Raw genomic sequence first — 14,458 nt, forward strand, 5'->3', positions numbered from 1 at the left:
GGTGGGTTTACGCCTCGGTCAGCATCCAGCGCGCCGCCTTCTCGGCGATCATCACCGTCGGCGAATTGGTGTTGCCGCTGGTGATCTCGGGCATGACGCTCGCATCCACCACCCGCAGCCCTGCCACCCCCTTGAGCCGCAGCTTCGGGTCGAGCACCGCGCTCGGATCATCCTCCCGGCCCATCTTGACCGTGCCCACCGGGTGAAAGATCGTCGTGGCAATGTCGCCCGCCAGCCGCGCCAGCTCGTCATCACTTTGATATTGCGGCCCCGGCTTGAACTCTTCGGGGCTGTAGCCCTGCATCGCGGGCTGCGCCATGATATGCCGCGCCTGCCGCAGACTGTCGGCGGCGACCTTGCGATCCTCCTCGGTCGAGAGGTAATTCGGCGTGATCTTGGGCGCGTCGCGGAAATTGCCGGACCCGATGCGCACATGGCCCCGGCTCGTCGGGTTGAGATTGCACACGCTCACCGTCATCGCCGGGAACGCATGCAGATCCTCGCCAAAGGCCTCAAGGCTCAGCGGCTGCACATGATATTCGAGATTGGCATGGGGCCGCGACGGGTCCGAGCGGGTAAAGGCACCGAGCTGGCTCGGCGCCATGCTCATCGGGCCGGAGCGCTTGAACAGATACTCTGCGCCGATCTTCGCCTTGCCGAGCCATGAATTGGCCAGCGTGTTCATCGTCGCCGTGCCCTTGACCTTGAACACCGCGCGGATTTGCAGATGGTCCTGCAGGTTCTCGCCCACTGGCGCGTCGCGCTGCACCTCGATGCCGTGCTGGCGCAAGAGATCGCCGGGCCCGATCCCCGAGAGCTGCAGGATTTGCGGCGAATTGACCGCCCCGGCCGAGAGCACAACTTCCCGCGCCGCCCGGATCTCCTTCATCTCGCCGCCGTGATGCACCCGCACCCCGGCACAGCGCAGCCCGCCCTCAGCGCCCCGCTCAAGCATCAGCTTTTCGACCTGCGCCTCGGTCCAGACCGTCAGGTTGGCCCGATCCTTGACGGGGCGCAGAAACGCTTTGGAGGTGTTCCACCGCCAGCCCGACCGCTGATTGACATCGAAATAGGCGACGCCGGCATTGTCACCGGTGTTGAAATCCTCAACCCTCGGAACCCCGGCCTGTTCGGCGGCCTCGGCAAAACTGTCAAGCACATCCCAGCGCAGCCGCTGCTTTTCGATCCGCCACTCGCCGCCATGGCCATGGTGATCGGAAAACCGGCTGTTGTCGCCGGTCACCGGGTCCGCGCCCTGATCGAGCTTGTAGTGATCCTCATGCGCCATGAAATCCGCGAGCGAGTTTTCCCAATTCCAGCCGTCCTCGCCGCTGAGCCGCGCCCAATTGTCATAATCCCGCGCCTGACCGCGCATATAGATCATGCCGTTGATCGACGAACAGCCGCCGAGCGTCTTGCCCCGCGGATAGCGCAGCACCCGGCCATTGAGCCCTTTGTCGGCCTCGGTGTGATACATCCAATCGGCCCGCGGATTGCCGATGCAATAGAGATAGCCCACCGGGATATGGATCCACGCATAGCTATCCGCCTTGCCCGCCTCCAAAAGCAACACCCGCCGGCCCGGATCGGCGCTGAGCCGGTTCGCCATGAGACAGCCCGCCGAGCCGCCGCCGATCACGATGTAATCGAACCCCTGTTCCGCCATGCTCACCTCCCTGCGCGACACGATCTCCCGCCACGCGGGCAGGTGCCGCCATCATAAAGACGCGCCCCGCCATTTGCCTAATGACAAAAGCCAAAGTCAGATATTACCGCCGGTTATATCGCAGTGAGGTGGACCGCTGCCCTAGCCGAGCCGCGCGCTCAGCTCCGCCAGCGTCTTGCGGTCCGCTTCCGTGAGCTCGGCACCGCGCGCCCGGAACAATGTCGCCTGCGACCGCAGCATCAACCCATCCTCAAGGATCTTGAGGTGATTGGCCCGCAGCGTGTCACCGGTCGAGGTGATATCGGCAATCGCCTCGGCGGTCTCGTTCTTGACCGTGCCCTCGGTCGCGCCCTGACTGTCGACGAGCTGATAATCCGCAACCCCCGCGCCGCGCAGGAACTCGCGGGTCAGCCGATGGTATTTCGTCGCAATCCGAAGCCGGAACCCGTGCTGCGCCCGAAATGCCGCCGCCGCCGCATCGAGATCGTCGAGCGTCGAGACATCGACCCAGGCCGACGGCACCGCCAGCACCAGATCGGCATGGCCAAAGCCCAGCTCGGCGAGCTCGCTCACATGGCTCTCCCATTGGCCGAGCTTCTCGCGGATGAGATCGGTCCCGGTGACGCCGAGTTGAATGCGCCCGGCGGCCAGCTCGCGCGGGATTTCCCCCGCCGAGAGCAGCACCAGCTCGACATTCTCGACACCCTCGACGAAACCCGCATATTCGCGCTCGGACCCCGACCGGCCCAGGGTGATGCCCCGGCCCGCGAACCATTCGAACGTCTTTTCCATAAGCCGCCCTTTCGACGGCACGCCCAGCTTGATGCTCATGTCGCGGCTCCCAGCTCGAGGGTCAGACCGGGCCGGATCACCCCGCCCACCGCCGGAATTTCGCGCCCCGCGCCAAGCTGCCGGGTGAGCGCATCATAGCGCCCGCCGGTGGCCACAGGCGGCAGATCGGGCCGCCCCGGCGCGGTAAAGCCAAAGACGAACCCGTCGTAATATTCCATCTGCGTGCGCCCGTAAGAGGCCTCAAAGGGCAGGGCGGCGGCATCGATCCCCTGCGCGCCAATGGCCTCAAGCCGCGCGGCAAACCGCGTCACCGCCGGGGCAATGGCCGGCAGATCGACCGCAATATCGCGCAGCTGTTCGAGCGCATCCTCGGACGCGCCGCGCACCGCCAACAGCGCCTCGATCAGCGCCACATCGTTTTCCGACAGGGGCGGCATCGCCGCATCCTCGCGCAGCGCCGCAATCCGCGCCGCGACCTCTTCGGGCCCGCGCAGCCCGATCATCGGCCCCGCCGCCGCCATCGGGTCTTTCGCCGCCAGAAGCTCGGCCCGCGAGGCCGGCACCGGCGCGCGGCCCGAAAACCGCTCGATCAGCGCCCGGAACCGGCGCGGCCGCCAGATATGACGGCGCAGCGCCGCCTTGCGCCGCTCGCTCGTCTCAAGCCCATCGACCGCCGCCATCAGAATGCCGATATCGCCCGTCGCGGGCTGTAGCCCCAAGGGCGCCAAGAGCGCGTGAAAGGTCGAAAACACCTCGGCGTCGGACCGCGCCGCATCGTCGCGGGCAAAGATCTCGAACCCCACCTGAATATATTCATTGGCGCGGTCGGCATCGTCTTCCTGCCGCCGGAACACCTCGCCCGCATAGGTATAGCGTGCCGGCTCCGCCCCATGCGCCATATGCATCTGCACCACCGGCACGGTGAAATCGGGGCGCAGCATCTGCTCGCCGCGCAGCGCGTCCGAGGTGATATAGGCCCGCGCCCGGATATCCTCGCCATAGAGGTCGAGAAGCGTGCCGGCCGGTTGCAGCACGGCGGTTTCGACGGGCAGGGCGCCGGCGGCTTCGAACTGGCCGCGCAGACGGGCGGCCTCGGCCAATATGGCGGCGCGATCGGGCATCAGCTGTGGCTTTCGATGATCTCACGGGTGCGCGCGACAAGATCGCCCCGCGCCACTTCGAATTGCGACGGGCGCTCTTTCCACTCTTCGAGCGTGGCGTTCTCGGCAATCTGCGCCCCAAGGATCAGATCCTTGAGCATGATCACGCCTTTATCGAGTTCGTCACCGCCCTGAATGACCGCCACCGGCGATCCGCGCTTGTCCGCGTATTTGAGCTGGTTGCCGAAATTCTTCGGATTGCCGAGATAAACCTCGGCGCGGATACCGGCACTGCGCAGCTCCGACACCATCGCCTGATAATCGGCCATCCGCTCGCGATCCATCACGGTCACGATCACCGGCCCCTGGCCCTCGCGGCTGACCCGGCCCTTGGCCCGCAGCGCCGCCAGCAGCCGGTCAACCCCGATGGAAATCCCCACCGCCGGCACCTTCTGCCCGGTGAACCGCGCCACCAGATCATCATAGCGCCCGCCACCCGCGACCGAGCCGAACTGCCGCTTGCGGCCCTTCTCGTCGAGAATTTCAAAGGTCAGCTCGGCCTCGAACACCGGCCCGGTGTAATAGCCAAGACCGCGCACCACCGAGGGATCGATCACGATCCGGTCCGCGCCATAGCCCTGCGCGGTCAGCAGTTCGCCGATCTGCTCCAACTCGGCAATGCCCTCCTGGCCCACTTTGCTGTCCCCCACGGCGGCCCGCAGGTTGGCAATGGTGCCCGCCGCATCCGCCGCTTTAGAGGTCAGGAACGCCAGCACCGGCGCAGCCTGATCCTCGCTCAGGCCCACCCCGTCGATGAATGCGCCAGAGTTATCGAGACGCCCTTTGGTCAGCAGCTCGCGCACGCCGGCCTCGCCGACCTTGTCGAACTTGTCGATGGTGCGCAGTACATTGTCGTGGGTGATTTGGTCTTCGCGCGGCCCTATCGCCTCGAGCACCCCGTTGAGCACTTTGCGGTTGTTGATCCGCACCAGGTAATCACCGCGCGGAATGCCCACCTCTTCGAGCGTGTCCGACAGCATCGCGCAGATCTCGGCATCCGCCGCCATCGAGGCGGTGCCGACCGTGTCCGCGTCGCATTGATAGAACTGGCGGAAGCGGCCCGGTCCGGGCTTTTCATTGCGCCATACCGGCCCCATCGCATAGCGGCGATAGAGGGTGGGCAGGTCATTGCGGTGCTGGGCATAGACCCGCGCCAGCGGCGCCGTCAGATCATAGCGCAGCGCCAGCCAGTCGCCCTTGTCATTGTCATCGGCTTCCTGCCAGGCAAAGACGCCCTCATTCGGCCGGTCCACATCGGGAAGGAACTTGCCCAGCGCCTCGACCGTCTCCACCGCCGAGCTTTCCAGCGCGTCGAACCCGTAGCGATGATAGACCGCCGCGATCCCGTCGAGCATCTCCTTGCGCTGCGTCACATCGCTGCCGAAATAATCGGTGAAACCCTTGGGCGTTTCTGCCTTGGGGCGCGGGGTTTTCTTGGGTTTGGCCATCGGGCGTCTGTCCTTGCCGAAACGTCGTTGCGCGCGGTCTAGCGGATGGCTGGCGCGGGGGCAAGGCGAGGGTGGCTTGCGGGGCCGTCTCTGCGGCGTCTCCGCAGCTCCGCTGGGACTTGCCAGAGCCTCCGGATCGGCCTAGTGGAGGGGCATGGAGCATCTCGAAGAAACCATCGCGCATCTCACCCGGCAGGTCGATGACCTCTCGGATGTGGTGGCGCATCAGCAAGATCAGATCGACCGGCTGAGCCTCTTCGTCGACAAGCTGATGGAGCGCGAACGCGCCCGCGCCGCCGAAGGCACCGGCGGCATTGTCCTCGGCGACGAGCGACCGCCGCATTACTGACGCGATACCGACGGGTTACCGACGAAGCGCTTTTTCGCACATTCGGTGGGAAAAGCGGGCGATATGTGCGCCTGTCGCCACAGTCGTAATACCGTCGTTTTACCGACAGGGTACCGACCCACCAAAAGCCCATAAAGAAACCGGCCCACCAAGGGTGGACCGGCTCCTGTCTTCCTAATGATCAGAGACTGATCAGAAGCGGAAGTTGACCTTGGCTTGGTAGGTCATCGCTTCGACGTCGGTGGTGGTGCCACCCACGTTTTCGAACTCGTGGTAGAGCGCTTCACCGCCCACCGAGATGTTCTGCGAGACCATGTGCTCATAGCCTGCGCCAACGAAATAACCGTCTTCGCTGCCGGTGGTGTTGGTGTCAGCTTGCGCATAACCGCCGGTGCCGTAGATCAGGCCATTGCCGACCTTGTAACCCGCGCGGAGCTTGGCACGGAACACGTTCTCGAGGTTGGTGCCGCCACCGAGGTTGATGTCGGCAAAGTCATAGTCGAGACCGCCACCGAGAACCCAGCTGCCCAGGTCGTAATCGTAGCCAGCGCTGATACCGCCGATGACGTCATCGCCATTCAGCGCGCCATTCGAGGACACATCGCCATAGCCGAGCTGGGCACCGCCGTAGAAACCGGTCCAGTCAGGCGACGCGGGCGCAACAGGCGCGGGGGCCACGGCCACCGGCTGTTCGACCACGGGGGCCGAGATGTTGCCAGCATAGGCAGGTGCGGTGATGGCGAGGCCTGCTGCGATAGTTGTAAGTGCCTTATACATGGAGTGATCCTCCTGATCTTTCTCTGTGTTCAAGCGCCGGGTGTAGACGGCGCAGATTGTTCGATCGGGCTGATGGTTCATCCCTCATCCGATGTTGGGGAAATCGGTCTCGGCGGGGGAAAGTTCCAGAGGGGATGTTTTGATCGGCGCAACGTTGCTCAAAAGCCACGCACGCTTCGGCGGAAATTGGCCTTCGACTGTGCGAACAAGTAGATGTGATCGCCCGTGCCCTTGTAACGGCAAAATGACAGGGCCGACAAAGGGCTTAAATCACCCCGATATCCGCCAGCGCCGCCGAGAGATCGGCAGGCAGCGCATCATCGCCCTCACGCGCCTCGGTGAGATCGCCCGGCGCATCCCCCGGCGCCAGATAGCGCCAGCCCTGAAACGGCCGTTTGCGGGCGGTATGGGTGCGGATGATCTCGGGCGCGAGGATGATCGCACAGCGGCGAATCCCGTCCTCGCCGATCACCTCATCGAGCCGCAGAATGGTCTGGCGGCATTGGATATGTCCTTGAATCACCCAATAGATCGAGCCGCCGCGCAGCAGCTGATCTTCGCGCTTGGGCCACATGCGGGTGACATGGCGCGCCACATCATCGCCGCGCTCGGCCCGCCGCGCCGCCTGCCATGCGGCGAGGTCCTCGACACTGGTGGTGCCAACGCTCAGCTTGATCAGATTGGTAAAGTCCTGCGCCACAGCCCGCCCCGCGATTTCGGTGATGGGGGCAAGTATGGGCTTTGCGCGGGGAAGTTCAAGCCGCGCTAGCCCGCCAGCCGATGCGCCAGATCATAACTCATCTGCTGTTCGAACTGGGTAAAGGGCCAGTCGCTGCCCCAGATCAGCCGGTCATCGCCGAGATGCTCGGCCAGCAGGTCGCGCAGCGGCGCCATGCGGGCCACATCCTTGGAACGGTCGGCGCGCGGGTGGACCCGGTAGACCGCCGAGGTCTTGACCCAGAGCCGGTCGCGCGGCTGATCGAGGATCGCCCGCAGCCCGTCATTGTTCTTGGTCGAGGTCACCAGCCCGTAATGGTCGAGCACCACTTTCGAATAGCGGCGCATGAACTCGGGCAGCAGCCGGGGCAGGTGCTGTTCCTCTACATGCAGCTCGATATGCCAGCCAAGGCTGTCGACGGCGCTCAGGAGCGGCTGCCAAAGCCCGTGATCGAATCCATCCGCCCGGCGCAGAAGGTTGAGCCGCAGCCCGGTGATTCCCCGCGCGGCCAGCGCCTTCAGCGCGCCGAGATCCGGCGCAAAGCCGGGATCGAGCACCACAACGCCGCGAAAACAGAGATCGTCGCGCCCCTGCAACGCGTCCAGCGTCTCGAGCATGTAACTGTTGTCGGAGCCATAGAAACTTGGCTGAACGAGCAGCGCGCCGCGCAGGTTGAAGGCCTTGAGATGGCTGCACAATTCCTCGGGCGTCGCGTCATAGCCGGGGGTGTAGCGGCGCCCCTCGGCCATGGGCCGCCCCACGTCGAAGACGTGGCAATGACCGTCAAACCGCCCCTCGGGCAGCTCCATCAAGCTATGTAGTCCAGTGGCGATCATAACGTCCTCCTTGACACATATAGTTCTATATAGAAGTATAGCTGTCAAGGAGGAGACTGGCATGACCCAAGCTGTACTCGCGGGCGACGACCGCATTCCGATTTATCAACGCCTGGCCGATGTGCTGCGCCAAAGCGTGATCGACGGGCAGGTAAAGCCGGGCGACCGGGTGCCGTCGGAAAACGTGCTGGCCGAGGATTACGGTCTGGCCGCGGGCACCGTGCGCAAGGCCCTCGATGTTCTGGTCTCCGAAGGCGTGTTCGAACGGTTTCAGGGCCGCGGCACCTTTGTCCGCCGCCCAAGCTTCGACGCCTCGCTGTTCCGGTTCTTCCGCTTCCGCAGCCCCGAGGGCGAATATTCCGTCCCCGAGAGCCGCATCCTGCGCCGTGAGGTCGAGCCGATGCCGGGCCATGTGGCGCAGGCGCTCGAGCGGCCCGAAGGGGTGCCGGGGATTTCCATGTCGCGCCTGCGTTTGCAGGATGATGTGCCGACGGTGGCCGAAGAAATCTGGCTCGCACATGAGCCGTTCCGCGCCTTTGCCGAGATGCCCACGGGCGAGATCGGCGATCTGCTCTATCCGGTCTATGACCGGGTCTGTGGGCAACTCGTGGCGCGGGCCGATGAAACATTGACTGTCGAGGCCGCCAGCCCCGAGACCGCGCGCCTCTTGCGCGTGGCCGAGGGGACGCCGATCATCGTGATCGAACGGGTGGCCAAAGGCTATGACAACCGGCCCATCGAATGGCGCCGCTCGAGGGGACGGGCGGAGCAGTTCAGCTATCACACGGAGATCCGCTAAGGCGGAGTAAGGGAGGAGACCCAAATGACTTTTTACACCCGTATCGCGGGGGCCGCGCTCATGGCGTTTGGCGCCACAGGCACGCTCTGGGCCGAGGCCCGCGAAGTGCGCATCGCCAGCCATGTCTCGCATTTCTCGCCGCTGCACGCGCAGTCCGAACTGTTCGCTGCCGAGGTCGAAAAGCGCCTGCCGGGTCAGTTCGAGTTCAAGCTCTATCCGGGCGGTCAGCTCGGCAAGGAAAAGGACCTGATGACCAATGTGCAGGCCGGGTCGATCGAGATGATCAACGTGGCCTCGGGCGTGATGAAGCTCGACAAGAAGCTGGGCGTGTTCGATCTGCCTTGGCTCTTTGACGACCGCGCCCATGTGCGCCGCGCCATGGCGGCCGGGCTCGAGGATGCGATCCGCGCCCGGGTCGAAGAGGTCGGCAATGTGCAGGTGATCGGCGTCTATGAGAACGGCTTTCGCCATGTGATCAACACGCAGCGCGCCGTGGCCGAGCCCTTTGACCTTGAAGGTCTCAAAATCCGCATCTCGGGCGGCAAGTTCCGCCAGAGCGTGTTCCAGGACATGGGCGCCACCCCGCAAAAAGTGAGCTGGGGCGAGACCTTTACCGCGCTGCAATCGGGCGTCGTCGATGGCGCCGAGGCCGCGACCTATGGCTTCTACGAGCAGAAACATTTCGAGGTGGCGAGCCACCTGTCGCTCACCAGCCATGTCTATACGCCGTCGTTCCTGCTCGCCTCCAATGCGTTCATGGAGAGCCTGACCGACGAGCAGCGCGCCGTCTTCCACGAAGTTGGCCGCGCGATCACCGATCAGGCCTATGAGGCGTCTGCGGCGCTGGAGACCAAGTATTTCGACGAGATGAAAGACAAGCTCGAGATCAACGAGGTCGACCTCAAAGCCTTCAAAGAGGCCACATCGGCAAGCTATGACAGCTATGTCGAGGGGCAGGGCGACGACTATCTCGTCTTTGTGCGCGACACTGCAGAGCAGTGATGCTGCGCCTCGTCGACAAGCTGGCCGAGGGCATCGCGATCCTGTGTTTCGTGGTGTCCTCAGGCTTTATCTTTCTCAACGTGCTGAACCGCTATCTGGTGCTCGGCCTGATGCGCGATTGGGCCAAGGACTATGAAGGCCTGCGCCCCGCCTATTTCGCGGTGCGCGATGTGCTGGGCGGGGTGGTGGTCACCGCCGATGAGGTGCCCGGGCTGCTTTTGGTCTGGGTCGCCTTTCTTGGCGCCTATCTCGCCATGCGGCGCGAGGGCCATATCGCCTTTGATCTCGTGCTCGACAATCTCAGCGATCGCTGGAAACGCGCGGCAGAGGGGCTCAACGCGGCGCTGATCCTCGGCTTTCTCATCATGCTGTTCTGGCAATCGATCCGGATGATCCGGGTCTCTGGCGCGACCGAGATCGAAACCGCAGAGATCGCGCAAGGCTGGTTCATGCTGATCCTGCCGCTAGCGGCACTCTTGCTCGCCCTGGCCGCGATGACCCGGTTTCTCGCGCCGAAAGAGGATGAAACGTAATGGTTTGGCTGGTTCTTCTCATCCTCATGCTGATGATCTTCTTCGGCATGCCCATCGGCTTTGCCCTGATGATCACGGCGGCGATTGCCATGCTTCTATCGGGCATCGATCTGATCATGGCGCCGATCCAGATGTTTTCGGGCGTCAATAAGGTGGTGCTGCTCGCCATCCCGCTCTTTATCTTCATGGGCGAGCTGATGGGCGCGACCTCGATTTCGGACCGGATCATCAATCTGGCGCGCGCCCTTGTGGGCTGGATGCGCGGCGGGTTGGCGCATGTGAATGTCGTGACCTCGATGTTCATGGCCGAGATGTCCGGCTCGGCCGTGGCCGATGCCGCCGTCATGTCCAAGATCTTTGTGCCCTCGATGGAAAAGCAGGGCTATCCGCGCAGCTTTGCCGCCGCCGTCACCGCGACGAGCGCGACGCTCGGCATCATCATCCCGCCGTCGATCCCGATGGTGCTCTATGGGGTGACGACGAACACCTCGATCAAGGATCTCTTTGTCGCGGGGATCATTCCCGGTCTGATCCTGGGCGGGGCGTTCATGATCACCAGCTATATCTTTGCCCGCAAGGAAGGCCATCCGGTCGACGCACAGTTCGAACTGCCGCGACTGGGCCGGGCGTTCAAGGCGGCGCTGGTGCCGCTGCTCATCCCGGTGCTGGTGGTGGGCGGTCTCATCGGCGGCTTTGTCACGCCGACCGAGGCGGCGACGCTCGGCGTGGTGGCCGCACTCATCTATGGCTGGCCCATTCGTCGCGATCTCGATTTCCGGCGGGTCTACGGGCTGGCTTCGGCCACGGTGCGGCAGACTTCGGTGGTGATGATGATCATCGCCGGCTCGGCGGTGCTCGGTCAGTATCTCGCGAATGAGCAGATCCCGCAGAAAATCGCCAGCGGGCTTGGCGGGTTGACCGACAGTTTCTTCCTGCGGATGCTGCTGATCAATATCTTTCTGCTGCTTCTGGGCATGTTCCTGCACGCCTCGGCCGCGATCATCGTGGTGGTGCCGATGCTGCTACCGCTCAGCCGCGAGATGGGGATCGATCCGGTGCATTTCGGGGTGATCGTCTGTCTCAACCTCGGCATCGGTCAGCAGACCCCGCCAGTGGCCTCGGTGCTGCTCACGGTCTGTTCGGCAACCGGGCTCAAGATCGAACAGGTGATGGGCTATTGCAAATGGTTTATCCTCGCGATGTTCGTCACGCTGATGATCGTGAGTTTCACACCGCTGACTGCGCTGGCGCTGCTCTAGGCCAGAGGCACATGCAACGATCAGGAGGGGGCGGGGTCCGCCCCCTTTTCCTTTTGCAGCTCGGCCAGGGAACATTGGCCGATCTGGGCAAGCGTGATGCTCGTCTCGGATTTGAGCGTCGCCCACAGACGGTTGAGCCCCTCTTCGCCCCCCGCCGCGATGGCGAATTGCAGGATGCGGCCGAGAAAGGTGAAATTCGCGCCGGAGGCATAGCATTTCACCACATCTTCGCCAGAGCGTAGCCCGGTGTCGTAAAAGATCGGCATGCTCTCCCCGAGGGCCGCGCGCATCGGCGCGAGCTGTGAGAAGGGGCAGGGGCTGCTCTCCAACTGCCGCGCGCCATGGCTCGACACTTGGATCGCATCGACGCCCGAACGGGCCAGTCTCTGGGCGTCCTCGATGTCGAGCACGCCCTTGACCACGAGCTTGCCGGGCCACATGTCGCGCAACCGGTCGAGCGTGTCCCACGTGGCGCGGGCGCGGCTCTCGGTGCGGTCGAAAGTGTAGCCATCGCGCAGGAAATTCGCCATATCGGGGCGGCCCTTCAAAAGCGTCGTGAGCGACCAGCGCGGGTGCAGGGCAAAATCGATGAATTGTTTCGGCCCGATGCGGAAGGGCATGGTGAACCCATGGCGCAATTCGCGCGGGCGGCGGCCGACCTCGGGCACATCGACGGTGAGCACGATCGTCTCATAGCCCGCATCGCGCGCCCGTTCGACCAGCTTGAACGTGCCGCTGCCATCGCCGGAGAAATAGAGCTGAAACCAGGCGTTGCCTTGCGCCGTCTCGATCATTTCTTCCATCGGGGTGGAGGCCACGGTCGACACGCCCAGCGGCACGTTTTCCCGCGCCGCCAGCCGTGCCAGCATCAGATCCGCGCCGGGCCCGGAGAGGTTGCACATGCCCATCGGTGCGATGCCAAAGGGCGCACCGGCCTCCTTGCCAAAGAGCGGTACGGCGAGGCTGCGGGCGCTGACATCGCGCAGGATGCGCGGGCAGAGCTCCATCCGGTCGAGCGCGTCCCGAGTGCGTCCGGCCCCTGTTTCGCGCCCCGCCGCCCCGTCGATATAGTCAAAGACCAGCCGGGGCAGGTGTCGCCGGGCCAGACGACGGGCGTCGTCGCTGCCATGGATATGCTTATGTGCCGTGCCGAACATGATCAGGGCAGGGGGACCATCAGCACGAATTTGAAGAGCGCATAGAACGCCCCCATCACCACCGCGCCGCTCAACCCAAAGATGAGGGCTGTGCGCGCGTCCCAGCGGTCATGCATCGCCGCGATCAGCCCCCCGGCGAAGGCGATGGCGCCAGAGGCCAGAAACCCGATGCTCGGCATGGTGAGCGCACAGGCAAAGAGCGCCGCCACCAGCAACAGCCTGCGCCACCAGATACCGGCGCCGAAGCCGCCATTGTCCGACGGGTGCAAGAGTCGCCAGACGAGCGAGCCGAGCGCCGTGATGATGAGCAGGATCGCAACGGTCTGCGGAAAGACCTGGCTGTCGCGGTCGGCATAGCCTTGGGTGTCCCAGAGCGTCACGACCCCGGCCAGCACCATCAGCGCCGAGACGGCGAGCGAACCGATCTGTCCTTCGGATGTTTGCGGACGGCTCATGTGTGACGCTCCTCTTTGCGGGCGCGACGGCGCGCCATAAGCGGCGGCAGGATCAGCGTGACGAGGGTAAAGGCGAGGATTGCCTGGCTGATCGGACGGCCAAAGAACATGCCGGTGAGATTGCCGGTGGCGGCGCCGATGGTCCAGCCTTGGACAAAACCCTGTTCGGCAATCGGGCCAAGGATCAGGCCGAGCACGATGGGCGAGGCGGCAAAGCCAAAGCGCCCGATGATCCAGCCAAAGACGCCGAGGCCCAGCATGATGAGCACGTCCGAGACGCTGTTGCGGATGGCAAAGGTGCCGATGATCGTCATGAAGGCCACCGAGGGCACCAGAACCGCCTTGGGGATGGTGACGATGGATTTATAGGCATAGCGCCCGATCAAGAGGCCGGCGGGCAGCATCAACACCGTCGCGATGAGCAGCCCGTAGATGAAGGTAAAGACGATCGAGCCGCTTTGCTGAAACATCGTGGGCCCGGTGCGCACGCCCTGGACCAAAAGCGCGCCAAGCACGATGGCATCGGGCGGCGTGCCGGGAATGCCGAGCACGAGGGTCGGGATGAACCCGCCGCCGACGGTGGCGTTGTTGGCGCTCTCCACGGCCATGATGCCATCAGGCTCGCCCTCGCCGAATTTCTGATGCGGCTTGGCGGTGCGTTTCGCCTCGGAATAGGCGACGAGCCCCGCGACCGAGCCGCCCGCACCGGGCAGAATGCCAACCAGCGTGCCGATGACCGAAGATCGGATGAGGTTGACCTTGGAGCGCATGGCCAGGCGGAACGCCTCGCCGATACGGACCGAGCGCACGTCGTCTTCGACCTTGAGGTGACGGTCGGGGACCGCCACGAGATCGATCAAGACCGGGATACAGTAGAGGCCGATGAGCGCACTCACCACGCCAAAGCCCCCGATGAGCATCTGACTGCCAAAGGTGAGGCGGATGTCGGCGGAAATCTCGGCCACGCCGACGCAGGACAGCAGCATGCCAAAGGCACCGCCCGCGAGACCTTTCATCAGGTTGCCGGTCGACAGCGATGCGATGAGCGACAGCCCAAAGATCGACAGCCAGAAATATTCGATAGGTCCAAAGGCCAGTGCCACTTTGGACAGGGGCGGGGCGAGGAAGAGAAGCGCCAGCGCGCCCACCAGCCCGCCCACCACAGAGGCGAAACAGGCCAGCGCGACCGCCAGATCGCCATCGCCGCGCTTGGCCATGGGATAGCCGTCAAAGGTGGTGGCAATGGCCGAGGGCGTGCCCGGCGTGTTCAGCAGGATCGCCGCATAGGCACCGCCGTAGATGGCGCCGGTATAGATCGCCCCCAGCAGGATCAGCGCCGAGGCGGGCTCCATGCTGAAGGTGATCGGCACCAGCACCGCCAGTGCCATGGTTGCGGTCAGCCCGGGGATCGAGCCTACGACCGTTCCGGCCACCACACCGAACAGCGCAAGCGCGAGGTTCAGCGGGGTGAGCGCCGATAGAAAATGGCCAAATTCCATAGTGTCTT

Annotated in this window: 15 protein-coding genes; 5 read left to right on the forward strand and 10 right to left on the reverse strand. The window is 64.3% G+C overall.

Translation table 11 applies throughout. The features are described 5' to 3' along the window. Positions 1 to 7 precede the first annotated feature (7 nt). From ISM_RS13080 to hisS, 4 genes are all read right to left on the reverse strand, one after another. Positions 8 to 1,666: a GMC family oxidoreductase gene (locus ISM_RS13080; RefSeq protein ID WP_040618078.1), complete on the reverse strand. Its 1,659-nt coding sequence runs from the start codon at positions 1,664 to 1,666 to the stop codon at positions 8 to 10. A gap of 141 nt (positions 1,667 to 1,807) precedes the next feature. Then, positions 1,808 to 2,497 carry an ATP phosphoribosyltransferase gene (gene hisG, locus ISM_RS13085; RefSeq protein WP_009814660.1) on the reverse strand — a complete coding sequence of 230 codons (690 nt, stop codon included), beginning with the start codon at positions 2,495 to 2,497 and terminating at the stop codon, positions 1,808 to 1,810. Further along, a complete protein-coding gene (locus ISM_RS13090) occupies positions 2,494 to 3,579 on the reverse strand; it encodes an ATP phosphoribosyltransferase regulatory subunit (protein ID WP_009814661.1) in 1,086 nt (361 codons plus the stop codon). Before ISM_RS13090 ends, hisG begins: the two co-directional genes overlap by 4 nt. Continuing rightward, positions 3,579 to 5,066 carry a histidine--tRNA ligase gene (hisS, locus tag ISM_RS13095; RefSeq protein ID WP_009814662.1) on the reverse strand — a complete coding sequence of 496 codons (1,488 nt, stop codon included), beginning with the start codon at positions 5,064 to 5,066 and terminating at the stop codon, positions 3,579 to 3,581. Before hisS ends, ISM_RS13090 begins: the two co-directional genes overlap by 1 nt. Positions 5,067 to 5,220: 154 nt before the next feature. On the opposite strand from hisS, the gene ISM_RS13100 reads away from it, so the two are divergent. Continuing rightward, positions 5,221 to 5,415, forward strand: a complete 195-nt coding sequence (locus ISM_RS13100; protein ID WP_009814663.1) for a SlyX family protein — start codon at positions 5,221 to 5,223, stop codon at positions 5,413 to 5,415. Between the two features lie 192 nt (positions 5,416 to 5,607). On the opposite strand, the gene ISM_RS13105 is transcribed toward ISM_RS13100, so the two are convergent. The 3 genes from ISM_RS13105 to ISM_RS13115 form a co-directional block, all read right to left on the reverse strand. Beyond that, positions 5,608 to 6,192, reverse strand: a complete 585-nt coding sequence (locus ISM_RS13105; protein ID WP_040618079.1) for an outer membrane protein — start codon at positions 6,190 to 6,192, stop codon at positions 5,608 to 5,610. Positions 6,193 to 6,457: 265 nt separating this feature from the next. Then, positions 6,458 to 6,892 carry a DUF1489 family protein gene (locus ISM_RS13110; protein ID WP_009814665.1) on the reverse strand — a complete coding sequence of 145 codons (435 nt, stop codon included), beginning with the start codon at positions 6,890 to 6,892 and terminating at the stop codon, positions 6,458 to 6,460. 65 nt (positions 6,893 to 6,957) lie between these two features. Then, positions 6,958 to 7,746, reverse strand: coding sequence for an amidohydrolase family protein (locus ISM_RS13115; protein ID WP_198011668.1), 789 nt, complete (start codon positions 7,744 to 7,746; stop codon positions 6,958 to 6,960). Between the two features lie 61 nt (positions 7,747 to 7,807). On the opposite strand from ISM_RS13115, the gene ISM_RS13120 reads away from it, so the two are divergent. From ISM_RS13120 to ISM_RS13135, 4 genes are read left to right on the forward strand one after another with little or no spacing between them, the layout of a single operon-like run. After that, positions 7,808 to 8,545 (forward strand): GntR family transcriptional regulator, encoded by a 738-nt coding sequence (locus tag ISM_RS13120; RefSeq protein WP_009814667.1) that lies wholly within the window; start codon positions 7,808 to 7,810, stop codon positions 8,543 to 8,545. Positions 8,546 to 8,569: 24 nt separating this feature from the next. Then, complete coding sequence (locus tag ISM_RS13125; RefSeq protein ID WP_009814668.1) at positions 8,570 to 9,547, forward strand: TRAP transporter substrate-binding protein; 978 nt, start codon at positions 8,570 to 8,572, stop codon at positions 9,545 to 9,547. Continuing rightward, positions 9,547 to 10,080, forward strand: a complete 534-nt coding sequence (locus tag ISM_RS13130; RefSeq protein ID WP_009814669.1) for a TRAP transporter small permease — start codon at positions 9,547 to 9,549, stop codon at positions 10,078 to 10,080. Before ISM_RS13125 ends, ISM_RS13130 begins: the two co-directional genes overlap by 1 nt. Beyond that, positions 10,080 to 11,339: a TRAP transporter large permease gene (locus ISM_RS13135; RefSeq protein WP_009814670.1), complete on the forward strand. Its 1,260-nt coding sequence runs from the start codon at positions 10,080 to 10,082 to the stop codon at positions 11,337 to 11,339. The genes ISM_RS13130 and ISM_RS13135 overlap by 1 nt, the downstream gene beginning before the upstream one ends. A 20-nt stretch (positions 11,340 to 11,359) precedes the next feature. On the opposite strand, the gene ISM_RS13140 is transcribed toward ISM_RS13135, so the two are convergent. From ISM_RS13140 to ISM_RS13150, 3 genes are read right to left on the reverse strand one after another with little or no spacing between them, the layout of a single operon-like run. Then, the gene (locus ISM_RS13140; protein ID WP_009814671.1) at positions 11,360 to 12,496 is read right to left on the reverse strand and encodes an alpha-hydroxy acid oxidase; all 1,137 of its coding nucleotides are present in this window, start codon (positions 12,494 to 12,496) and stop codon (positions 11,360 to 11,362) included. 2 nt (positions 12,497 to 12,498) lie between these two features. Further along, positions 12,499 to 12,951 carry a tripartite tricarboxylate transporter TctB family protein gene (locus tag ISM_RS13145; protein ID WP_009814672.1) on the reverse strand — a complete coding sequence of 151 codons (453 nt, stop codon included), beginning with the start codon at positions 12,949 to 12,951 and terminating at the stop codon, positions 12,499 to 12,501. Then, a complete protein-coding gene (locus tag ISM_RS13150; RefSeq protein WP_009814673.1) occupies positions 12,948 to 14,450 on the reverse strand; it encodes a tripartite tricarboxylate transporter permease in 1,503 nt (500 codons plus the stop codon). Before ISM_RS13150 ends, ISM_RS13145 begins: the two co-directional genes overlap by 4 nt. Positions 14,451 to 14,458 lie beyond the last annotated feature (8 nt).

Origin of the sequence: Roseovarius nubinhibens ISM, assembly GCF_000152625.1 — a bacterium.
Classification (GTDB): Bacteria; Pseudomonadota; Alphaproteobacteria; order Rhodobacterales; family Rhodobacteraceae; genus Roseovarius; species Roseovarius nubinhibens.

Coding starts and splice junctions, on each gene's coding strand:
- ISM_RS13080 (WP_040618078.1), bottom strand. CDS start 1,666: ATGGCGGAACAGGGGTTCGATTACATCGTGATCGGCGGCGGCTCGGCG.
- hisG (WP_009814660.1), bottom strand. CDS start 2,497: ATGAGCATCAAGCTGGGCGTGCCGTCGAAAGGGCGGCTTATGGAAAAG.
- ISM_RS13090 (WP_009814661.1), bottom strand. CDS start 3,579: ATGCCCGATCGCGCCGCCATATTGGCCGAGGCCGCCCGTCTGCGCGGC.
- hisS (WP_009814662.1), bottom strand. CDS start 5,066: ATGGCCAAACCCAAGAAAACCCCGCGCCCCAAGGCAGAAACGCCCAAG.
- ISM_RS13100 (WP_009814663.1), top strand. CDS start 5,221: ATGGAGCATCTCGAAGAAACCATCGCGCATCTCACCCGGCAGGTCGAT.
- ISM_RS13105 (WP_040618079.1), bottom strand. CDS start 6,192: ATGTATAAGGCACTTACAACTATCGCAGCAGGCCTCGCCATCACCGCA.
- ISM_RS13115 (WP_198011668.1), bottom strand. CDS start 7,746: ATGATCGCCACTGGACTACATAGCTTGATGGAGCTGCCCGAGGGGCGG.
- ISM_RS13120 (WP_009814667.1), top strand. CDS start 7,808: ATGACCCAAGCTGTACTCGCGGGCGACGACCGCATTCCGATTTATCAA.
- ISM_RS13125 (WP_009814668.1), top strand. CDS start 8,570: ATGACTTTTTACACCCGTATCGCGGGGGCCGCGCTCATGGCGTTTGGC.
- ISM_RS13130 (WP_009814669.1), top strand. CDS start 9,547: ATGCTGCGCCTCGTCGACAAGCTGGCCGAGGGCATCGCGATCCTGTGT.
- ISM_RS13135 (WP_009814670.1), top strand. CDS start 10,080: ATGGTTTGGCTGGTTCTTCTCATCCTCATGCTGATGATCTTCTTCGGC.
- ISM_RS13140 (WP_009814671.1), bottom strand. CDS start 12,496: ATGTTCGGCACGGCACATAAGCATATCCATGGCAGCGACGACGCCCGT.
- ISM_RS13145 (WP_009814672.1), bottom strand. CDS start 12,951: ATGAGCCGTCCGCAAACATCCGAAGGACAGATCGGTTCGCTCGCCGTC.
- ISM_RS13150 (WP_009814673.1), bottom strand. CDS start 14,450: ATGGAATTTGGCCATTTTCTATCGGCGCTCACCCCGCTGAACCTCGCG.